21 protein-coding genes and 1 other annotated feature (1 of these 22 only partly in view) are annotated in these 23,548 nt (G+C 28.0%); of the genes, 6 read left to right on the top strand and 15 right to left on the bottom strand.

All coding sequences use genetic code 11. The annotated features are described in order from the left end of the window. Positions 1 to 35: a binding site (T-box leader), on the bottom strand (it extends 210 nt beyond the left edge of the window). 141 nt (positions 36 to 176) lie between these two features. From mnmA to IC758_RS06255, 12 genes are all read right to left on the bottom strand, one after another. Continuing rightward, complete coding sequence (mnmA, locus tag IC758_RS06310; RefSeq protein ID WP_227482242.1) at positions 177 to 1,256, bottom strand: tRNA 2-thiouridine(34) synthase MnmA; 1,080 nt, start codon at positions 1,254 to 1,256, stop codon at positions 177 to 179. 142 nt (positions 1,257 to 1,398) lie between these two features. Continuing rightward, positions 1,399 to 4,242 (bottom strand): cell wall-binding repeat-containing protein, encoded by a 2,844-nt coding sequence (locus tag IC758_RS06305; RefSeq protein WP_227834644.1) that lies wholly within the window; start codon positions 4,240 to 4,242, stop codon positions 1,399 to 1,401. Positions 4,243 to 4,568: 326 nt separating this feature from the next. Next, entirely contained in the window at positions 4,569 to 5,009 is a 441-nt protein-coding gene (gene nifU / locus IC758_RS06300) for a Fe-S cluster assembly scaffold protein NifU (protein WP_227434190.1), read from the bottom strand. 55 nt (positions 5,010 to 5,064) lie between these two features. Then, complete coding sequence (gene nifS, locus IC758_RS06295) at positions 5,065 to 6,258, bottom strand: cysteine desulfurase NifS (protein WP_227834645.1); 1,194 nt, start codon at positions 6,256 to 6,258, stop codon at positions 5,065 to 5,067. 17 nt (positions 6,259 to 6,275) lie between these two features. Further along, complete coding sequence (locus IC758_RS06290; RefSeq protein WP_227434188.1) at positions 6,276 to 6,725, bottom strand: RrF2 family transcriptional regulator; 450 nt, start codon at positions 6,723 to 6,725, stop codon at positions 6,276 to 6,278. 109 nt (positions 6,726 to 6,834) lie between these two features. After that, positions 6,835 to 7,605 (bottom strand): GNAT family N-acetyltransferase, encoded by a 771-nt coding sequence (locus IC758_RS06285; protein WP_227834646.1) that lies wholly within the window; start codon positions 7,603 to 7,605, stop codon positions 6,835 to 6,837. 30 nt (positions 7,606 to 7,635) lie between these two features. Further along, a complete protein-coding gene (locus tag IC758_RS06280) occupies positions 7,636 to 8,901 on the bottom strand; it encodes a replication-associated recombination protein A (RefSeq protein ID WP_227860824.1) in 1,266 nt (421 codons plus the stop codon). A 114-nt stretch (positions 8,902 to 9,015) separates the two neighbouring features. Further along, positions 9,016 to 9,801, bottom strand: a complete 786-nt coding sequence (gene codY, locus IC758_RS06275) for a GTP-sensing pleiotropic transcriptional regulator CodY (RefSeq protein WP_227434185.1) — start codon at positions 9,799 to 9,801, stop codon at positions 9,016 to 9,018. 163 nt (positions 9,802 to 9,964) lie between these two features. Beyond that, positions 9,965 to 12,052, bottom strand: a complete 2,088-nt coding sequence (gene topA / locus IC758_RS06270; RefSeq protein WP_227823650.1) for a type I DNA topoisomerase — start codon at positions 12,050 to 12,052, stop codon at positions 9,965 to 9,967. 32 nt (positions 12,053 to 12,084) lie between these two features. Then, on the bottom strand, positions 12,085 to 13,185 hold the full coding sequence (gene dprA, locus IC758_RS06265) for a DNA-processing protein DprA (RefSeq protein WP_227434183.1): 1,101 nt from the start codon (positions 13,183 to 13,185) through the stop codon (positions 12,085 to 12,087). A gap of 18 nt (positions 13,186 to 13,203) precedes the next feature. Next, positions 13,204 to 14,787 carry a YifB family Mg chelatase-like AAA ATPase gene (locus IC758_RS06260; RefSeq protein WP_227482238.1) on the bottom strand — a complete coding sequence of 528 codons (1,584 nt, stop codon included), beginning with the start codon at positions 14,785 to 14,787 and terminating at the stop codon, positions 13,204 to 13,206. A 30-nt stretch (positions 14,788 to 14,817) separates the two neighbouring features. After that, entirely contained in the window at positions 14,818 to 15,162 is a 345-nt protein-coding gene (locus IC758_RS06255) for a YraN family protein (protein WP_227434181.1), read from the bottom strand. Positions 15,163 to 15,346: 184 nt separating this feature from the next. Between IC758_RS06255 and IC758_RS06250 the strand changes: the two genes are divergently transcribed. From IC758_RS06250 to IC758_RS06225, 6 genes are all read left to right on the top strand, one after another. Beyond that, a complete protein-coding gene (locus tag IC758_RS06250; protein WP_227434180.1) occupies positions 15,347 to 16,510 on the top strand; it encodes a sensor histidine kinase in 1,164 nt (387 codons plus the stop codon). Beyond that, entirely contained in the window at positions 16,503 to 17,147 is a 645-nt protein-coding gene (locus tag IC758_RS06245) for a response regulator transcription factor (RefSeq protein WP_227434179.1), read from the top strand. The genes IC758_RS06250 and IC758_RS06245 overlap by 8 nt, the downstream gene beginning before the upstream one ends. Before the next feature lie 187 nt (positions 17,148 to 17,334). Then, positions 17,335 to 18,270 carry an ABC transporter ATP-binding protein gene (locus tag IC758_RS06240; RefSeq protein ID WP_227434178.1) on the top strand — a complete coding sequence of 312 codons (936 nt, stop codon included), beginning with the start codon at positions 17,335 to 17,337 and terminating at the stop codon, positions 18,268 to 18,270. Between the two features lie 13 nt (positions 18,271 to 18,283). Further along, entirely contained in the window at positions 18,284 to 19,381 is a 1,098-nt protein-coding gene (locus tag IC758_RS06235; protein WP_227860823.1) for an ABC transporter permease, read from the top strand. A 2-nt stretch (positions 19,382 to 19,383) separates the two neighbouring features. Next, positions 19,384 to 20,448, top strand: a complete 1,065-nt coding sequence (locus tag IC758_RS06230; protein ID WP_227860822.1) for an ABC transporter permease — start codon at positions 19,384 to 19,386, stop codon at positions 20,446 to 20,448. Between the two features lie 255 nt (positions 20,449 to 20,703). Further along, entirely contained in the window at positions 20,704 to 21,201 is a 498-nt protein-coding gene (locus IC758_RS06225; RefSeq protein ID WP_227434175.1) for a CarD family transcriptional regulator, read from the top strand. Positions 21,202 to 21,384: 183 nt separating this feature from the next. Here IC758_RS06225 and IC758_RS06220 read toward each other — a convergent pair whose 3' ends face one another. The 3 genes from IC758_RS06220 to IC758_RS06210 all read right to left on the bottom strand — a co-directional run bounded on the left by IC758_RS06220 (position 21,385) and on the right by IC758_RS06210 (position 23,540). Continuing rightward, positions 21,385 to 21,633 carry a hypothetical protein gene (locus IC758_RS06220; protein WP_227434174.1) on the bottom strand — a complete coding sequence of 83 codons (249 nt, stop codon included), beginning with the start codon at positions 21,631 to 21,633 and terminating at the stop codon, positions 21,385 to 21,387. A 65-nt stretch (positions 21,634 to 21,698) separates the two neighbouring features. Beyond that, on the bottom strand, positions 21,699 to 22,715 hold the full coding sequence (locus IC758_RS06215; RefSeq protein WP_227823647.1) for an alpha-hydroxy-acid oxidizing protein: 1,017 nt from the start codon (positions 22,713 to 22,715) through the stop codon (positions 21,699 to 21,701). Positions 22,716 to 22,772: 57 nt separating this feature from the next. Next, positions 22,773 to 23,540: a ribonuclease HII gene (locus IC758_RS06210; protein WP_227434172.1), complete on the bottom strand. Its 768-nt coding sequence runs from the start codon at positions 23,538 to 23,540 to the stop codon at positions 22,773 to 22,775. Between the last annotated feature and the right edge of the window lie 8 nt (positions 23,541 to 23,548).

Below are 23,548 nucleotides of genomic sequence, written 5' to 3'. Positions count from 1 at the left end.
TCAAATACTTTACTATTCCTTATCACTGTATTTGTTTTTAATTAATATAATAATTATATTACTAAATTTTACAAAATTAATCAATACTATATTTTCATATACAATAAATTTATTTTATAAACTTTGTTTTAGATTTATAGACTATATTACTTATTTTATAAGTTTCTTGGATATTTTTATAAACTTTTCTCTATTATTCCTCCGCCTACTACAATATCTCCATCGTACATTACAACAGATTGACCTTTTGTAATAGCTCTTTGAGCTTCATCAAATACTATTTTAATAGTATTTTCTCCAACATTATAAATAGTAGCTGGTGATGGTTTTGCAGAGTATCTTATTTTTGCTTGAACTCTTAATGGCTCTTCTAGTTTGTCTATTGATATAAAGTTAACATCTTTTGCAATAAGTTCTTTTTTAAATAATTCTTCGTTGTCTCCAAGGACAATAGTATTATTTATTGGATTTATATCTACTACAAACATTGGTTTGCCAAAAGTAATTCCAAGACCTTTTCTTTGTCCTATTGTATAGTATAGTATCCCTTTATGTTTTCCAAGTACATTTCCTTTAGTATCTACAAAAAAACCTTCTTCAATACGCTTTTCAGAATGTTTTTTTACATAATTTGCATAGTCATTATCTTTAACAAAACAAATTTCTTGACTATCGGGTTTATTATGGACTGCCATTCCCATTTCTTTAGCAATTTCTCTTACTCTATCCTTTTCATAATCACCTATTGGTAGTAGTGTATGTTTTAATTGTTCTTGTGTAAGATTATAAAGTGCATAAGTCTGGTCTTTTTTATCTGTAACAGATTTTTTTAATAAATATCTTCCTGTATCTTCATCTTTTTCTATTTTTGCATAGTGACCTGTAGCCACATAATCACATCCTATTTGTCTAGCTCTTTTATAAAAATCGTCAAATTTTATATGTTTATTACAAGCTATACAAGGATTAGGAGTTTTTCCTTCTAAGTATTCATCTATAAAATAATCTATTACTTTTTCTTTAAATACTTCTCTAAAATTAAGAACATAAAATGGTATTCCTATTTTATTTGCTACTCTTCTAGCATCTTCAACTGCTGATAAAGAGCAACAACCACCTTCATTTTCAACTTCGTCATCGTCTTGCCATAATTTCATAGTAACACCAATGACGTCGTATCCTTGCTGTTTTAAAAGATATGCAGCTACAGAACTATCTACTCCTCCACTCATACCTATCATTACTTTTTTATTCATAAACAAATTTCACCTCATCTTTTGCATTACTTATTATTATACCATATAGAGCAAGCATTGTATTTATTTAAAATATAGCTTGCTCTATTTTCTAAAAAAAATAATATTATTAGGTAATTTTAAAAGATTTAAGGGTAATTTTTTATTTATTAACTACCACTACTGACGCTGTTGTTTCTGTTATTATATTCTTAGAATTACTAACATCAACTAGTTCTATTTTCACCTTATAAGTACCTTCTTTATTTCCAACTAGATAAACTTCTGTTGTTGCACCTTGTAATGGAAAACCTTCCATTGGTCCCCATCCTGTTTTTACTATGTTAAACCAGTTTCCATTGCTATCCTTAGCAATTAGTTGTATTCCACCTAACTCTGCTGAACCTTCTTCTGGTCTTATTTGAACTCTTACATTATTATAATCATTTTTGCCTTTATTTAGTGTAATCTTTACAGGAGTTCTACCATCTACACTTTCAAACTTAGGTATACTGCCATTTTCATCCTCATCTATTTTATTCTCTTCCGTTATATTAGCTATATCATTATTTTCATTTATAGTTATAGAAGCTTTACCCCAAGTAGCAGTTTTTGAATCTTGTAATAATATACAATCTCCATATCCATTAACAATCACTTTATCTTTATCATAGTTATCAGTTTTTATTGGAGTATATTCACTTATCTTACAATCACCTATTAAATCTAGACTTGCATTAGTTTCATTTACAATTCCATCATCTTTTACATATTCTACATTAACTCCATACCATCCGTTTCCACTTGTTACAAGATTTGAAGCTATTACTGATGAACCATTTACTATTAAACCTGCCCCTTTATTATTATTTAAAGTTACATTGTTTAATTCAACATTTTGTGATAAATAAACATGCATTCCTGATTTATTTAATTTGTCTGAATCTAAACCTGTTACTTTTAGATTGTTTATTTTTACACCATCTTTTCTGTCTATTGTTACTATATTTTCGTACCCTGGTTTAGTATCAGTAAATTCTACAGCTTTTTTCAATTCAGCATTATTAATACCATTTATAACTATTTTTTTATCTATAACAACTGGCTTTTTAACATCTATTTGTCCACTTATTTCCCACACTTGACCATCTTCTTGTAAAGCAAGTGCTTCTTCTAATGTATCAGTATCAGTAATCTTTATTGTCTCCACTTTAGCAGGTTCAGCTACCGTTACTGTAATAGTTGGAAGTGATACTCCTTCTGATAGCTTATATCCACTTGATAGACTTGCACTAAATATATACTTTCCTGCTACTTGGCTAGCATATTCTGGTGTACTTTTCCAAGTTACACCTACTTTTGTATTAGCCACTCCAGACACAGTTGCTGATAACTCTTTTGGTAAGTTTAACTTACTTAATTCTGTTCCATTTTCTACATTTTGTACTTTTATTGAATTATCAAGTGCTGTTATTGATGTTATCAATTTATCTTTTACAGATGAACCACCACTTGAACTTCCTCCACTTGATGAAGAGCCTCCAGATGAACTTCCACCTGGTTTAGTGCCATCTACACTTGGAGTCTGAGAACCTTCTACTTTGTCAGTTATTGTTCCTTCATTTTTTATATTTGTTCCTGTAGCATCATTTTTTATGTTTGTTATTTTTCCGTTGTTTTTAACTACAACATTGCTAGAATTATTTTGTATTTCTACTTTTTCTATTTTTGCTCCACTTTCATTTATTATTGTTCCACCTTTACTATCCTTAACCAAAACTTTATTTATTGTACCTTTATTTACTATATCTGCATTTGGAGCAGTTACTACTATCGTACCTGTATATGTACCATTTAAATTTACAGAAATTGAATTATTAGTACTCAATGATAAATCATTTGACATAGTTCCTGATGGCTTAATATTTATAATATCATTTGCATCAGCTTTATCTAAAGCTATTTTTAACTCTTCTATATTTTTAACTTCATATGTTGTTGTAGATTGTGATTTTTTTATCTCAGAAAAAGCATTCTCATTGCCTGAACCACCAACCTGTGTAACTGTTTTTAAGCTTTTAGTATTTAATACTTTTTCTTGTTCTTTATTTAATTTATTTCCAACTAAAACTACTGGTGAATTATTTTTTGCTGCCAATGAACCTACTGCTAATGAATCTATAAGATCTCCTTGTTTATTCATACCATCTTTTGTTATATATGCATTTTTCAACTCTTTTGAACCATATAATCCACTTATAACAGCCGCATTAGTTTCATTTCTATCTTTTCCTGATAATCTTTTAGGACTAGGTAAAGTGCTTTTTGTAGCTTCTGAAATCGACTGCACTCCTCCTATTACATAAGATGTTTTTATACCTTTATCTTTTATAAATTGATTTGATTGTTTTATTCCATCTTCTGGACTAGAAAGAATTATTGGCATTTTATTTTGAGCAGCCGCAGCTCCTACACTTACTGCGTCAGCAAGACCTTTTTCTCCATTAACTACAACTATCTCTGAAATATTACTACTTGTTTTTCTTCCAAGAGACTCATCTAATTTTTTAGCTATTTCTAAAGAAGTTTGATATCTATCATTTCCTGAGATTCTTTCTGTATCAATTTTTAATGATTTTAATTGTGTCTCTACCTCTGAACCTAAAGTTTTTGTCCCGCCTATTAAATATACTTTTTCTGCTTTTAACCTTATTATTTCTGCTTTAGCTCTATCATCTAATTTATTGTTTTGTGTCAAAAGAATTGGTGCATTCTTAGAACCAGCAAAAGGAGTTGCAGTCAATGCGTCTACTATAGTATTATCATTAACTAATATCACATTTTTAGATGTATCCCATCCTTTTTTACTTATTTGTATGGCAGTTTCCCATCTACCTGAACCTTTAAGTGTATCACTGTTTGTTTGAGCACTTGATATGCCTGCTGTCGCACTACTAGCTACTAATGATATAGTAAGTATTGCTGCTATCCTCTTTGGTATTTTCATAACTGTTCCCCCTAATATTGTATTTAGTTGAAATGTGCCTTTTTAAAGAAAATAGCATTTTTAAGTAAAAATTTCTGAAAATATATTTTTATATGAAATCCTCGTAAACGATTGATTTGCTGAGATTTTTTATATTTTTTAATGTTTAAATATTATGGATGTGTATATTTTTTTATTATTTCATTAATTTCCAAAACGGGCTAGAATGGCAGTTTTAACAATAAAAAATAGCCGTTTTCTTTAAAACGGCTATTTTTCATCTTACTATACCATTATACACTTTTTTAAAATGATTTTAAACTTTTTTTGGAAAATTATTCCTTATTTTATTCTTCTTCCTCAATATCATGGTCATGAGCATCATCTATAACATATCCATCTAATTCTGGTATATGGATATTATTCTTTTTAGCATAGTCTATAAGTGCTGCTTTTACAGCTTGTTCTGCTAAAACTGAACAGTGCATTTTTACTGGTGGTAAACCATCCAAAGCTTCAGCAACAGCTTTATTTGTAAGGTCTAATGCATCTTTTATAGTCTTTCCTTTTATCATTTCAGTTGCCATAGAAGAACTTGCTATAGCTGAACCACAGCCAAATGTTTTAAACTTAACATCTTTTATTATGTCTCCTTCTATGTCTAAAAATATCTTCATTATATCTCCACATGTAGGATTTCCAACTTCACCTACACCACTTGCACCTTCAATTTCTCCCATATTTCTTGGGTTCATAAAATGTTCCATAACTTTATCACTATATTGCATTATTTTTTCCTCCTACATTAATTTATGCCTATTTTTTATGTCTTATCTATTTTGTCTATTTTACTAATCCTTGTTTCTTTGCATCATCGTAAAGTGGTGACATACTTCTAAGTCTTTCTATAACTTTTGGTAAATTTTCTAATATATAATCTATATCATCATCCGTTGTAAAATCTCCAACTGTAAGTCTCAATGAACCATGTGCTATTTCATGTGGTAAACCTATTGCAAGTAATACATGTGAAGGGTCTAATGAACCAGAAGTACATGCAGAACCACTTGAACCAGCAATTCCTAACATATCTAATAGTAAAAGTATTCCTTCACCTTCTATAAATTGGAATGCAAAGTTTGCATTTCCTGGTAATCTATTTTCTAAACTACCATTTATTCTTGTATAAGGTATTCTTTCTAAAACACCATCTATTAACTTATTTCTAAGACGAGTTAAAGTCTCAACATGGTTTTGCATATTTGCTTTAGCTAATTCTGCTGCTTTTCCATATCCAACTATTGCAGGTATATTTTCTGTACCTGCTCTTTTACTTTTTTCTTGTGCTCCACCATGGACAAAGTTATGAAGTCTTACACCTTTTCTTATGTATAAAGCTCCAACACCTTTTGGTCCATATATTTTATGTGAAGACATACTCATTAAATCTATTCCTAATTCTTTAACATCTACTGGAATATTACCTGAAGCTTGTACTGCATCAGTATGGAATAATATACTGTGTTTTTTAGCTATTTCAGATATTTCTTTAATAGGTTGTATAGTTCCTATTTCATTATTTGCAAACATTATACTTATTAGTATAGTAGTATCTTTTATTGAATCTTCTAATTGTTTTAAATCAATTTTTCCTTCGCTATCAACATCTAAATAAGTTATTTCAAATCCATGATGTTTTTCTAAGTATTCACATGTATGAAGTATTGCATGGTGTTCTATTTTTGAAGTTATTATATGATTACCTTTATTTTTATTAGCATAAGCTACACCTTCTAATGTCCAGTTGTCACTTTCTGAACCACCTGCTGTAAAATATATTTCATTAGGTTCAGCATTTATAAGGGCTGCTACTTGTTCTCTTGCTTTATCTAAAGCATCTTTTGCTTCTCTTCCGAATGTGTGAAAACTAGATGCATTGCCAAAATAATCTGTTAGGTATGGCATCATTGCATCTAATACTTCTTTTTTAACAGGTGTTGTTGCAGAATAATCCATATACAATCTTCTTTTTTCCATTACATTCATCTCCAAATCTATTTTTTAGTTATATTTGTTATATCATTTTCTAATTTATTTTTGTTATAGTCATTTATCATATCTTTAAGAGTAATTGAATCTATAACATCTTCTATACCCTTTTTCATCTTTTCCCAAACTATTTTTGTTACACACATGTTTGAGTTTTCACAGACATCTTCATCTAGTACACAGTCAGATAATGCAACTGGACCTTCCAATACTACAAGTATATCTCCTACTGTTATGTCTTCAGCATTCTTTGAAAGCAAATATCCTCCTTGAGCACCTCTTACACTTTTTACTAGACCCGATTTTTTTAAAGATGAAAATATTTGTTCTAAGTACTGGTCCGATATTTTTTGCTTTTTAGCAATAAATTTTAATGACACTGGTCCATTATCTTGATTTAGTGCTAATTCAAACATTGCCTTTAGTCCATATCTACCTTTAGTAGACAACTTCATACATTATCACCTCTATATAGAAATCTAATTCATACTGTTTTAGTAGGAATTACTTTCAACATAATTTTATTATACCCTACTAATTTTGTCAAGATTAATTTTAATTTTTTTATTTTGAATAAATCCCCCATTTTCCAATGTTTTCAAATCCTAATTTTTTATATATCTTTCCAGCTTCTTCATTATCATAAAACAAACAAGGCATTTTATTCTCTCTTAAAAGTTCTGAACATAGTTTAATTAAACATTTTGTAGCAAGCCCTCTAGCTCTATATTTAGGATGTGTACCTACTCCAATTATCATTGCATGAGTCCTGTTTTCTGATGTACTCTTTGCCATTGATACTACTTCTTTGTTAATCTCTATACAATATCCTCTACCTGTTCTTAAACCATTTTTTAAACTATCTAAAGTTGTACTGTGGAATTCATCTATCAAATCATAAAGCCTAACTGTTTTCTTTAGATTTCCAAGTCTAATTCTCTTGACCTTTTCATTACAATGATTGTCAACTAAAAATTTTTTAGTTCGAAGCTTACAAAAATCAACTATTTTTAGATTATTAAGTCCTAATCGCTTTGCTAAAGCATCTACAGCACTTATTTTTCCAGAAATTTCTTCGTAATCAGTGTCACAAAGCAATTCATAAAAGCCTTCAACATCATACTCTCCATCTGAATAAAACATCATAAATTCAAAATATTTAAGTAGTACTGCTCTGATTTCACCATTTAAACCTATATCTGCCCATAAATTTAAAAAGTTATTTCCATATCCATATCTTTCAATATCCCCTATTATAAATAAATTGTACTCAGGTTCTTTTTTTAAATATTTCATAACTCTACTATGATAACTTGAGTTAACCTTTATAATCATAATATCTACCCCCGATACATAAAATTCAACTTAAAAATCGCTATCCAAATATTCTAGATATTTCTTTATATTTTTCTCAGTTTTGTTTTCTTGTGGTATGTAGTAAATACTATCTTTTATGCTATCTGGTAAATACTGTTGTTTTACATAATGATTTTTAAAGTTATGAGGATATTTATATCCACATCCTCTACCTATATCTTTAGAACCAGAATAATGAGCATCTTTTATACTGTTTGGTATGTCTTTAACAAATTCTCTATCTAATTCATCTAATGCTTTCATTATTGCCATACATGCAGAATTAGATTTTGGCGATGTAGCTAAAAGAACAGTAGCTTCTGCTAATGGTATTTTTGCTTCAGGAAATCCAAGTTGCATAGCTGAATCTACACAGGCTTTTACAATAACAACTGCATTTGGATAAGCTAAACCTATATCTTCACTAGCTATTACTAAAAGTCTCCTACAGATACTTATTAAATCTCCACCTTTTATAAGTCTTGCTAAATAGTGTATGGATGCCTGCGGGTCACTTCCCCTTATAGATTTTTGAAATGCACTTAAAATATCATAATGACTATCACCATTTTTATCATAGTTTATAATTTTATTAAATGTAGATTTTTTTACTACATCTGAATCTATATAGATTATGTTATCTATATTTGGTTTAGTTGAATAAACTACTAATTCTAAAGCATTTAAAGCCCTTCTCATATCTCCATCAGAGATAATAGCTATATCCTCAATAGCATCATTATTACATTCAATATCCATATAACTATCTTCATTTAAAACTTCAATTGCCCTTCTTAAGCCTTTTTCTATATCTAATTTTTCTAAAGGCTTAAATTCAAATATAGTCGCTCTACTTAGAAGAGCTTTATATACATAATGATATGGATTTTCTGTAGTACTAGCAATCAAAGTTATACTACCATTTTCCATAAATTCTAATATCGACTGCTGTTGTTTTTTATTAAAACTTTGTATCTCATCTATATATAGTAAAACCCCATTTATATTACTTATACTTCCAAGTTCTGCTATTACTTTTTTTATATCTTCTAGTGATGAATTAGTGGCATTTATTTTATAAAAATTTTTATTGCTTTTTTCTGCGACAATTTCTGCTACAGTAGTTTTTCCAACACCTGGTGGACCAAAAAATATCATATTTGGCAAAAAATTAATCTGTAATATCTTAGACAGTATTTTTCCATTACCAATTATATGACTTTGACCTATTACATCATTCATTGTTTTTGGTCTTATTTTATCTGCTAAAGGCATATTCCCACTCCTATTCAAAAAAAATATTTCATGATTATTATCCCAATAATCCGTCTAAAAAAGGTATCTATTTGAAATAGATACCTTTTCTAATCACAATCTATAAAATTTAGATTATTGATTGTTTTTTAATTTTTTTAATTCATCTGTAAGTTTATCATTAAGTATTCTTATATGAGTTCCTTTCATACCTAATGATCTTGATTCTATCACACCTGCACTTTCAAATTTTCTAAGTGCATTTACTATAACTGACCTAGTTATACCAACTCTATCAGCTATTTTACTTGCTACAAGTAAGCCTTCTTTACCGTCTAATTCAGCAAAAATATGTTCAACTGCTTCAAGCTCAGAGTAGGACAGAGTGCCTATTGCCATTTGAACTACAGCTTTTTTTCTCATTTCTTCTTCTAATTCTTCACCTATTGCTCTTAATATCTCAAGACCAACAACAGTTGCACTGTATTCAGCTATCACTAAATCATCATCATTAAATGACATTGAATATCTTGAAAGTACTAATGTTCCAAGTCTTTGTCCACTTCCTAATATTGGTACTACAGTAGTATATTTTTGTAATCTTCCTTGTTCTTCAGGGAAAATCTCTAATATCTTCTCACCATTTAAGTTTTCTAGTGTCTCATCAATTTTTAATAAGTTTTGAGTATATTCTTCTGAGAATTTTTTTTGCTTAGTATATTCGTCTTCTATAACTGAGCTATCTTCAATATCATTTAAATGAAGCCCTAGAACTTTACCTTTTGCACTTACTACATAAACATTAGAATTTAATACATCTCCTAATGCTCCGGCCAGTAAATCAAAAGAGACACTGCTTCCACCACTTGTTTGTAATGTTTTATTTATTTTTCTTGTTTTTTGTAATACTTCACTTGCCATTTAATCATCTCCTCATGAAATTTAGGCCTTTTAATAACCTTTATATTTTCTAATATTATTCTCACTTTTAATGAAAATTTATTTTTATATTAGTTGTTCACACTTGAAAGATTATCATAGTTTGGAACCTTTTTCAAGATAATTATGTGATTTTTTTCAATTTTCACTCTTTTCCGTCATTATGCTCTTTTGACTCTTTGTTACATTCTTTATTGGAGCATACTGTTTTCGTTTCAGATTTAGTAACTTTTTCAACCATATATGAACCACACTTTTCACAAAACTCTCCTGTTGGCTTATTCCAAGCTACAAAGTCACAGTTTGGATAATTAGAACATCCATAAAAAGCTTTCCCTCTTTTGGATTTTCTAAGGATAATTTCTCCTTCTTCACATTTTGGACATTTAACACCAATTTTATTCATAATTGGTCTAGTCGTTTTGCAATCAGGATAGTTTTTACAAGCCATAAACTTTCCAAACCTACCATATTTTATAACCATATTAGAGCCACAGTTTTCACAGATTTCATCAGTTTCTTCATCCATATTTATTTTTTCTATATTCTCAAGTGCTTCTTCAATGGCTTCTTTAAGTGGTGCATATGCTTCAGATACAATTTCTTTCCAATCTGTATTTCCCTCTTCTATGACATCAAGCTTACTTTCCATATCAGCAGTAAAATCTACATCTATAAATTTATGAAAATTATTTTCTAAAATATCAGTAACTATTATTCCAAGTTCTGTTGGACATAGACTTGTGCCTTGCTTTTCAACATATTCTCTATTTAATATAGTAGCTATTGTTGGAGCATACGTACTTGGTCTACCAATTCCCAGTTCTTCCAATGTTTTTACCAAACTGGCTTCTGTATATCTTGCTGGTGGTTGTGTAAAATGTTGGTCTGGCAATATATTTTCTATACTTAATATATCTCCTTTTTCTATACTTGGTAGAATCTTATCTTCTCTTTCTGAAAAATTGTATACCTTAGTATATCCATCAAATTTCATTTTTGAACCAGTGGCTTTAAATACAATATCTCCAGCCTTACATTCTACATTTAGTATATCGAATACTGAATCCTCCATTTGACTTGCTATAAATCTTCTCCAAATTAAATTATACAGCTTATATTGGTCTTTACTCAATGAAGCTTTTATGCTATCAGGAGTTCTATCAACGGAAGTTGGTCTTATTGCCTCATGTGCATCTTGAACCTTTTTAGTGTCTGGTTTTTCTTTTTTTTCTACAGGGTTTTTATAATAATTTTCACCTAAGTCACTTATTATATAATTCTTAGCTTTTTCTTTTGCTTCATCAGATATTCTCTTAGAATCAGTTCTTATATATGATATAAGACCAACAGTGCCTTCACCCTCTATATCTATACCTTCATATAGTTCTTGGGCTATCATCATTGTTTTTTTAGTAGTAAAAAACAACTTATTTGCACCTTCTTGTTGAAGCATACTTGTTGTAAATGGTTTTGGAGCTGATTTACGTCTTGATTTAGATTCTATCTTTTCAACTTTTAAATCCTTTCCTTCCATTTCTTTTAGTATTACATTAACAGCATCTTCATTTTCTAATTCAATTTTTTCATCGTTCTTTCCATAAAATTTTAAAGTTATATCTTTATCTTTTGCTGTCTTTGCTTCAACATCTATTGTCCAATATTCTTTTGGAATAAACGCTTTTATCTCTTTTTCTCTATCGCAAATTAATTTTGTTGTTACTGATTGTACTCTACCTGCACTAAGCCCTTTTCTAACCTTTTGCCATAATATAGGGCTTATTTGATATCCTAAAAGTCTATCCAATACTCTTCTAGCTTGTTGTGCATCTACTAAGTTTATATCAATATTTCTAGGATGCTTAATTGCTTTTTTAATTGCATCTTTAGTTATTTCATTAAACTCAATTCTACAATCATCAGATTCATCTAAATTTAGTATATGAGCTAAATGCCATGATATAGCTTCACCTTCTCTATCAGGGTCAGTTGCTAGATACACTTGTTTAGATTTTTTAGCTTCTTTTTTTAATTCCTTTATTACATCGCCTTTTCCTCGTATATTTATATATTGAGGTTCAAAATTGTTTTCTATATCTACACCTAATTTACTTTTAGGTAAATCTCTAACATGACCAACTGATGCTTTTACTGTATAATGACTTTTACCTAAAAATTTTTCTATGGTCTTAGCTTTTGCAGGCGATTCTACGATGACTAATGTTTTGGCCATAAAACCACACACCCCCACTACCTAATCTTAATTTATACATTTAAACTGTACGTTTTATTATTCATCTCTATTACTAACTCATTTAGTACTAATTCATTGATTATTGAATTTACATACTTTATTTCTATACCAGTATAATCACAAATACTATCTATATGCAAGCTTCCTTCTCTTTTTATAGCTTCAATTATTTGCTTAGACTTGGCATTTAAACTTATATTATCATATTTTTGATTTATTTTTTTATTGATAATATTAAATATGTTATACTCATTCAAAATATCATCTATATTTTCAATTAATTTCGCACCTTCTTTTATAATTTTATGACATCCTCTACTCATTTGAGAATTTATATTACCAGGTACTGCAAAAACATTTTTTCCATGTTCAAGAGCAAACTCTACTGTTATTAATGCACCACTTCGTATTGCTGCTTCTACAACCACTACTCCATCACTTAATCCACTAATAATTCTATTTCTATTAGAAAAATGATATGGAGCTACTGTTGAGTTAATATTATACTCTGATAATAATAGTCCCCCATTTTCTAATATTTTATTTGATAAATGTAAATTTTGTTTTGGAAGAGGGTTGTCTACTCCTGAACCAAGAACCGCTATAGTCTTAGATTTTCCATTCATACAACCTATATGTGAATATGCATCTATTCCTATGGCTAATCCACTTACTATATTAACTCCATATTGAGACAATTGACAACTCATTGTTTTTGCACAATTAATTCCATAAGCTGTAGGCTTTCTTGAACCTACTATAGCTATATTGAAATTATTATTAACTAAACTTATGTCACCTTTGTAAAATAATAACTTTGGAGCATTGTATATATTCTTCAAATTTTCAGGATATTCTTCGTCATATTGGCAAATATATTTAATTGTTTTTTTGTAAAGTAGTTCTTTTATATTTTCTAAATAAGCGTGACCTCTATATTTTACTATATTTTTTCTAATATTCAAGCTTATATTTTTTAAATTATATATTTCTTTTTCAGAAAAATCAAATATATCTTCAATATTTACTATATTATTTTCTATTATTTCAATTGTTTTTGTTGTTATTCCACTAATTGATTTTAACCATAAATAGATATCTTTTTTCTCCATAAAATACACCTCAAAAACTTATTTAAAATAGCTATAATAAGCTCTTCTAAATGAAAAAGCTTCTATAATACACTGTGAATTTATCAACTCTATTCCTTCTAAATCAGCTATTGTTCTTGCCATCTTTAAAAGTTTTGTATAACTTCTACTACTTAAGTTATATTTATTAAATATTACTTTAGCCATTTTTGAAGCTTCTTTTTCTAATTTACAATATTTTAATAAATTAGAAGCCTTAATTTCACTATTATTTTTTATATTATCTTCTTTAAATCTATTTATTTGTATTTTTCTAGCATTTTCTACTCTCGTCTTTATTTTTTGAGAACTTTCTTCTTGTTTTGATGAATTTAAATCATCATATTTTACAGTATTTACTTCTACAAAAATATCAAACCTATCTAATAATGGTCCTGATATTTTATTTATGTATTTATTAATTTCATTGCTCCTACATCTACACTCTGTATTTGACATATAATAACCACATGGACATGGATTCATAGCTGCAATTAGTAATACTCTACAGGGATATTTTGTACTGTACTTTACTCTAGATATATTTACATACCCATCTTCTATAGGTTGTCTCAAAGTCTCAAGTATTTTCCTATCAAATTCAGCGATTTCATCTAAAAACAAAATCCCCCTATGTGCTAGTGCTACTTCTCCAGGTCTTGCATCTGTTCCTCCACCAATTAAAGACTGCTTTGTAGTTGTATGATGAGGCGCTCTAAAAGGTCTCTTATCGATTATGCCTTTATTTTCATCTATCATACCCAATACACTATAAACCTTACTTACTTCTATCATCTCTTCTATACTTATATCTGGCAAAATTGTTATTACTCGTTTTGCAATCATTGTTTTACCTGAACCTGGAGGCCCAATCATAAGCATATTATGATTTCCAGCAGCGGCTATCTCTGCGCTTCTCTTTATAAAATAATTTCCTCTAACATCCTTAAAATCTTCATCATGTTTGCTTTCTTTTGTATCATAAAACTCAGGATATTTACAATATGTATAATTCCCATTTGTTTCTATTTCTTCATTTAAAAAAGACATTATTTTTTCTTTATCGACTTTTATTTCTCCATTTAAAAACCCTATACATTCTTTTAAACTTTTAATAGGTATTATATCAATTTCTTCTATAAATAAACTTTCTCTTATATTGTCAACTGGTATAAAAATACGCTTTATATTTTGGGTTTTTGCACCTATAATTATTGGTAATATCCCTCTTACTTTTCTTATTTTTCCATCTAGTGATAATTCTCCTATAAACATACTTTCTCTTATATAATTTTCATCTTTTTCTATTAACCCTCTTAAAAGACCTATACTTATTGATAAATCTAAAAAAGCACCTTCTTTTTTTATATCTGCTGGTGATAAATTTACAACAATTCTTGTATTTGGAAATTTATATCCACTATTTATAATAGCTGATTTAACTCTCTCTCTCGCCTCTTTAATTTCCTTACTTGGAAGACCGACAATATTAAAGCTAGGTATACCATTACTTGTATCCACCTCAACCTTTACTAGAAAACTTTCAATTCCTATTAAATTACTTGAGTTAATAATACTTAACATATAATAATCCTTTCCAAACCTTTATCTTTCTTAAAAAGCATTCATTATGTGATTTACTCTTTTTTCTGATAAATAAACTTCTACAATATCAAATCTTATGGGAATATTATGTAAATTATTTTTTGTGATATAGTATTTAGCAATCTCAACTATCTTTTTTCTCTTCTTGAAATTTACAGATTCACAAGGATAACCATACCTTAAACTAGACCTTGATTTTACTTCTACAAATACAATCTCATCATCTATCCTTACTATTATATCGACCTCTCCAATCTTTAATCTGTAGTTTTTTTCTAATAGTTTTGCGCCTTTTGACAATAAATAATTAATTGCTACTTCTTCTCCAAAATCACCTTTTTCTTTGTTATTCATTTTTTACTCCAATACATTAAATTTTTACTTTTTGATTATGGTCAGTATACGATTTAACTATTCAAATTTTTTAGATTGATTTTATTTCTATTAATATTAATAGATACTTCTATTGACTTTATTCTTTTATGATATTATCCTAGTTTTCATAAGGAAAGTTTATTTTTATGGAGGAGTCCTTTTAATGAATAGAAAAAAATTAGTTACTTTTATACGATATTTGTCCCTATTTATAGTACTTGTAAGTTCTTTAAACACTACTGAAAATATATTGTATCCAGTTATAACCATAATAATATTATTTCTAATTATAATAAATAATCAAGTCAGATTTTTTTCTTTATCAAATAATAGTAGACTTGTACTTATTTCTTATTTTTTAGAATTTGCTTTAATTTTCATATTATATAATTGTACAAAGACTTTTAATTCAGTTTACTTTGTTCCTTTAATTTTGGACATATCATTTTTTATAAATGAAAAATACAAATACATATTATTATTTTTCATTATAGTATCTTCTTTTATTATTAGTTTAGACAAAAACTTGTATCTAGCGTTGGAATCAAGTTCAATATTATTGATTATATCTATACTTTCTATATATATAGAAAGTGAAAATATATCTAAATTATACAATCAAAACCTTTATGATAAACTTAGAATTTCTAAAGATAAATTAAAAAAATCTAATTCTGATTTAGAAATTTATGCAAGTTCTATAGAAGAACTAGCCATTTTAAAAGAGAGAAACCGAATATCTAGAGAAATACATGATAGTGTTGGACATTCTCTTTCTACAACAATAATACAGCTAAGTGCTATAGAAAAGCTCTTAACTGATAAGCCAGAAGTATCTGATTTAGTACATGAACTCAGAGAATTCGTAAATGAAAGTTTTCAAGATGTTAGAAGGGCTATATCTGAGTTAAAACCTATTGAATATGAAAATTATCAAAATTTATTTAAAATTAAAGAACTAATTAAAAGCTTTATTAAGCTTACAAATATTAATGTAAGACTAACTATATCAAAAAACACTTGGAACCTATCTAGAGCTCAGTCTATAGCTTTATATAGACTTATTCAAGAATCGCTTTCCAATGCATCAAGACATGGAAAAGCAAGTAAAATCAAAATTTTTATAACATTTAATCCTTCAAATCTTATAGTTACGATTAGTGATAATGGTATAGGATGTGAAAATATAAAAAAAGGAAATGGAATTAACAGTATTAGCGAAAGAATATATGAACTAAATGGAAAAGTTGAATTTGATAATCACAATGATGGATTTACAATTAGAGCTTCTTTTCCCAAATTTTTAGGGGGTGATTTTTTTGAGTAAAATCAAAGTTCTTATAGTTGATGATGAAAAACTAATTAGGAAAGGTCTTAAGATTATATTGTCATCTTATGATGATTTGGAGATAATTGGAGATGCCTCTAATGGATATGAGGCTTTAGAATTTTGTAAGTCAAATGAGGTAGATGTTGTTCTTATGGATATTAGAATGAATATTTGTGATGGTGTTTTAGGTACAAGACTTATAAAAGAATATGATGAGTCAATAGCACTATTAATTTTAACTACATTTAATGATGATGAATATATAAAGGATGCAATGAAATTTGGAGCTTCAGGTTACCTTTTAAAAGACAGCTCTGATGAAGTGTTACATGAGGGAATACGCTCTTCATTTTTTGGCAATGTTGTACTTGACAAAAATGTAATTGAAAAAATTATGTCAGTTGAAAAAACTGTCGAACACGAACATATTTCTAATATATATAATTTAACTGAAAAAGAAATATCCATAATTAAGTTAATTGCAGATGGGCTTAGTAATAAAGAAATAAGTCAAGAATTATTTTTATCTGAGGGTACCATAAAAAATAATATAACTAATATTTTAGGTAAATTGGAACTTAGAGATAGGACTCAATTGGCTATATTTGCTTTCAAAAATAAAATTGTAATATAATATGTCAATAAAAAAGCTAAACTATAAACAAAATTTTAAAAAACTTAACTTATAATAAATATAAAACTATAAAGTGACTTAAGTCACTTTTTTTAGTGACTTATAGTAATAGAAATACACCTATTAATTCTTTATTATAATATTATAGATTTTTAAATTACACAAAAATATTTTGGGAGGGATTTTTATGGATATAGTTAAAGTAAATAATATAACAAAAAGATTTAATGATAAGTTAGCACTTGATAACATTAGCTTTTCTGTTAAAGAAGGGGAAATATTTGGACTTATTGGTCCAAATGGTGCTGGTAAATCTACACTTATAAGTATAATTACCAATCTTACTTTACCAAATAGTGGTAATATTCAAATAAATGGTATAGATTTGTCGGCAGATCCTATGAGTGCAAAATCTATAATAGGATTAGTTCCACAGGAATTAGCAATTATGGAAACACTAACTCCTTTTGATAACTTAGAATACTTTGGAGCTTTCTATGGATTGAAGGGCAAGTTACTTCAAGATAGAATCAATGAGGCCTTGGAAGTTACAGGTCTAGCTGAAGTTAAAAAGAAAAAAGTAAAAAAATTATCTGGTGGTATGCAAAGAAGATTAAATATTGGGATAGCACTTTTAAACCACCCTAAAATATTAATATTAGATGAACCAACTGTAGGTGTTGACCCTCAATCAAGAAATCACATTTTTAATTTTATAAAAGATATATCTGAAAAACAAAAAACTACTATTATATATACATCTCATTATATGGAAGAAGTTGAACATCTTTGTTCTAAAATCTTTATTATGGATGAAGGTAAAGAAGTTGCTTTTGGGGATAATAATTATCTAAAATCAATAGTATCTACAAGTACAAAATTAATTATGGAAATAAAAAATATAAATGCTCAACTTATATTTGATTTAAAAAATACTAAAGGAGTTATATCTGTTTTAGAAAATACTTCAGTAATAGCATTAGATGTAGATAAAAACTTTCTGCTAACAGATGCACTTTCTGCTGTTGATAAAAACAATTCAAAAGTAGTACGTATATCTTATGAAGAACCTAGTTTAGAAGATGTATTCTTAAATCTAACAGGTAAAAATTTAAGAGACTAATGGGGGTGATTTTATGAAATTATATATAAGTGTAAAAACTATGTTAAAAGGTCTGAAAAGTTCCTTCATGATTAGTTTGCTATATTTCTTGGCTCTTCCTTTACTTTTAGCTTGGTTCCTTGGAATGGTAACAGGAGATATGTTTCAAAATCCTATAAAAACAGAACCTATATCAATCGTTGTATATGACAAAGATAGTTCCAAGTTATCAAGTAATTTGACAAACTTTTTAAAAGTTGATTTATCTTCTGTACTAAAAATAAACAAAGATGATTCTGATGCAGATTTAAAACTTACAATACCTAAGGGATACGAAAACAATATTCTAAATGAAAAATCAAATACTTTAAATATAGAAAAACTTGGAACTAATGATGACTTAGCAATACTACTTCAAAACATATTAGATACTTATCATGAAAAATTATATTTAAATAATTCTCAAAAACTAAGTTCAGAAGATTTTTCTAAGTTGTTTAATAAAAGTTCTATTGCTACTTCTATAATAAAAAGCGATATCGAACAAAACTCATATGAATACTTTGCTTTAGTTTCATTGGGATTCCTTGTAATAATTTTCATAATGAATAATATTTTGTCAAATTATATAAGTGAATCAAAAGGGCTTTCAAAAAGACTTTATTCTATGCCTATAACTAGAGTGCAGTATTTAATTTACGACTTTGTAGGTTTATGGATTTACTCATTTATATTTCTATTATTATATGTTTTATTTTTTAGAATACTAGGAATAGCATTTAAAGGTAATCTTGCCATATTGACCTTACTATGTGCTTTATCATCATATTTTATGACTTCGATATCTACTTTTGTAACTAGTTTTTTTAGTAAAAAATATGGTACATTCATAGTTTATATGTTACTTTTCTTACAGACAATTTTTGGAGGTATTTTTAACATGATAAGTGAAACTTTTACTAAGTTTACTAGTTTATCTCCAACTTATTTGATAGGAGCTCTATATAGTGACTATGAAAGCTTCAATACTTTAAGTTCAATAAGTAATTTAATTGTAACATGCTTAGTTGCCTCTACAATATTGATTATATTCTCTATTGTAAAAGAAAAATATAAATGGAGGGAGATTTAATAATGATTAGATTAATTCTTGCAAATATAAAAAGATATATAAAAAATCCTTCTCTTTTAGCTAGTATGGTTATGATTCCTATTATATTAGTTGTTTCTCTTAACCTTTTTTCTAGTAAATCAGACAATCAATCTATGTACTTTCCTCCAGTAGCAGTTGTATCTAACTCTTCAGGAAAATATGAACATAAATTGATAAATAATTCAAAGTTAAAGGAAAACACATTTAGATTAAATGAAGAAGATAAAGCTATGAACTTACTAAAAAATAATAAAGTTTCTGCAGTATTTGTTTTAGACAAAAATTTTTCAACTGATATAGATAACTTAAAAAGACCTGCTGTTAAATGTTTTAAAACTGAAAATGGTGGTGGTAGTCTTTGGGCAGAATCAGAAATAGAATCTTTTATCAATAATTCTTTAAAATCAAAAATAGATAGAAATCTGGATGAAAAATTAACTAAAACAACTATAGTTGATAGCAAACCTGATAAAAACACAAATTTATTTTTACCAGTTTTCTTAATATGTTATTTTATGTATATTAACGCAGCGCATCTTGCTTCTGACTTATTTTCATTAAAAAAATCAAATGTTTTAAGAAGGCTTATTTCTACAAAACATAAAGATATAAAAATAATTTTTAGCATACTCTTAGGTTTATTTTTTATTCAAGCAATTGTATACACTTTAATACTTGGATGCCTTACATTTGTTGGAGATTTTAAATTAACTCTAAATGTATTAATGATTGTACTAGCAAATAGTTTTGTTTCCACTGGATTTGTATTTTGTATAGCTAGAGTATTCAAAAATGAAAACTCTATAAGCCTTGTAACTACATTTTATTCTTTAATAGGTTTAGCTATATCTATATCTAGTCTGATACCATCAATGAGTGAATTATCATTTATGGCTAATCTATCAAAGCTTACACCTTTTTACTGGACTATAAACGCTATTAAAAGCAATGATAGCATTTTAATAAATGTAATCGTTCTAATACTTATTGGAATAGTATTTGTAACAGCTGGAAGTTTTAAATTAAGAGATTTTGCAAAAAACTAATGATTACTAAATATAGTTAGTATATAATTTTATACAATACTAACATAATATTTCAAGATGTTAAATTATTTTATATTATATTTTTATAGTTAGTTTTATAGTTGGTTTTAACCACTTTTGATGCTAAACTTAGTATTATATATTAATATTTTTGACTTGTCAATAGTTTTATGATATAATATTAATTATTAGATAATTAAAGCATTGTACCCAAATTGCAATATCTAAAATTCAGTTTGGAGGTATAACTAACATATGTATAATATCGGTGAAAGTGTGATGTATCCAAAAGAGGGAGCCTGTTATGTAAGTGATATTGTAACCAAGGAAATAAATAAACATATGCAGAAATACTACGAATTAACTGTCATTTTCAATAGTACTCTTAAAATTTCTATTCCTGTTCTGAATGCTGACAAGATTGGTGTCCGTCCAATTATGAACGAAAATGAAATTGATAATTTTATCCAATCTATTAACAAAACAGATGCTATATGGATTTTTGATAGAAAGAAGCGGCTTAAATTATACCATGATAAATTTCATTCAGGAGATATCTTTGAGATTGTAAAATTAATTAAGATGCTTATGATACAAGATTGTTCAAAACAATTATGTAGTACAGATAAGGACTTTTTAAATAAAGCTCAGAGATTTGCTTTGTCGGAATTAGCTGCTGCTCAATGTAAATCCTATACAATCGTATTAGAAGAAATGAAAAAACATATTCTAAATCCGAAAAATAATAATTAAACCAGTCTTTAAGACTGGTTTTATTTTTTAGATTAATCATATTTACTACCATATTTTACTTTAGATTTCATAATCTAGTGTTCCTAATCTAGTGTTTATAAAGCCATCTTAATTAGAATATATTTTATACAACAAAAAACCAAGTGTAAGTCAGTAATATGATTTACACTTGGTCAACAAAATCTAATCTTCCTCAAGTTCCTTTTTTTCTTCCAATAATACATTCAATTCATTTGCTTCTAAAATCTGTGCTTCTGCAATGTCAAGTAACTCTTGTTGCCATTCCACACATTTATCTTTGTAATCAAAAGGTAGCGTTCTGTCAACTATGTACTTATCGATACATTCCTCCGCACTTTTAACTATTTGCTTTCTCTCATCAATAAATTTTTCCAATTCTACTAAGGCTTCTTCATAAGCTTTTTTACTCATATAAATTCCCCCTTTGTATAATTGTTCTACATTAAAATAATTTTTCCTCTTTTTTGTATAAAAATTTATTTGTATATAACTTTTCCATCAATATCTTTTATAGTTTGACATCCAGTTAATATCATAGAACCACTTAATTCTGATTGAAGTTTATTTACATAAGTTTCTACACCATCAGTTGCTCCACCAAATGAAGCTGTTACAAAAGGTCTTCCTATTAATACTGCATCTGCCCCTAGACCTATCATTTTTAATACGTCCAACCCTGTTCTAACTCCACCATCTGCAAGTATTGTAACTTTACCTTTAACAGCCTCAGCAATCTTTGGTAAAACTTCACATGCTCCTGGAGTACAGTCAAGTACTCTTCCTCCATGATTTGATACAACAATTGCATCTACACCTGCTTCAACTGCCATTAACGCATCTTCTACAGTCATTATTCCCTTTAATATAAATGGTAATTTAGTAGATTTAACTAATTCTTTTATTTGGTCAACATTTTTAGGAAGTACCGGTTTTCCATGTAGTGATAAAGTTACTAAACCACAAGCATCTATATCAACTCCAACTGCAAACGCTCCAGCTTCTTCAGCCAATCTTATTTTTTTTATAATATTTTCATTGTCCCAAGGTTTAATAAATACAATTCCAGCACCATTATACTTTTTAACTACATCTAAATTTTCCATTAAAAATGCATCTACTGCTGTATCTCCAACCATTGCATAGATACCACTATTGACACATCCTGCAACTACTGGTTCTATGTAATCTCTTTCATTTATTTTTCCACCCATATTTAAAGTAGTTCCTGTTACTGGAGCTGCAAATATAGGAGCACTCATTTTTTTTCCGAACATTTCTATAGATGTATCAGGATTTGAAACATCATGTATTACTCTCATATTTACTTTTACTTTTTCTAAACTCTTGCTATTTTCTATAAAAGAAGAACCACTTCCTTTACCTCCCATACCAGGTACTTCACCTGCACAGACAACTCCATTACAAACTTTACAAACTTTACAACTTCCATTTAAATTTTCTCTAGCATTTTTTAATAGTTCATTATAATCCATCTCTAATCCCCCATTAATTATAGTAATTTATATAATATATATTATATCATATTATGTTTATAGTATATTTTTCAAGAAGCTTTTTCTATGTATAGGAGTTATCCCATGTTTTTCAATAGCTTCATAGTGTTCTTTTGTTCCATATCCCTTATGAGATTTAAATCCATATTCTGGATATACTCTATCATATTGATACATTATACTATCCCTAGTAACTTTCGCTAATATACTTGCTGCTGCTATTGATATAGATTTTGAATCTCCTTTTATAATTGGATTTTGAACTATATCAATTCCTGGTATTGTCGCTGCATCAACAAGTAAGTAATCTGGTGTTTGTTTTAAACAATTTATTGCTTTTTTCATTGCCATATACGTGGCATTTAATATGTTAAATTCATCTATTTCTTCGTTATTTACTATCCCTATTCCATAATCTAATGCTTCTTTTTTTATTACTTCAAAAAGCTCATCTCTTTTTGCTTCACTTAGTTTCTTAGAATCATTTACGCCTTCTATTTTTGTATTTTTCTTAAACACTACAACAGAAGCTACAACAGGACCTGCAAGTGGTCCTCTTCCAGCTTCATCAATTCCTCCAATATATAAATATCCTTTACTATATCCTTCATTTTCAAACGTATTTATAGTTTCTAATCTTTCTGCTTCTTTTCTAATATTATCTAGTTTCTTAGCAAGTTTTATAGCCAAACTTTGAACAGATTTTCTTTCGTCCACTCTTAATATTTCTATATATTCCATATACTTTTCAACTTCTAAAGCCTCAATTATTTCTTTAATCTCCCTCACACTCTTGTTCTGCATGCTATCCC

The organism is Clostridioides sp. ES-W-0016-02, from assembly GCF_020641035.1.
Lineage (GTDB): Bacteria > Bacillota > Clostridia > Peptostreptococcales > Peptostreptococcaceae > Clostridioides.
The sequence above is the reverse complement of the archived record's forward strand: the minus strand, read 5'-3'. Positions and strand labels throughout refer to the sequence as shown.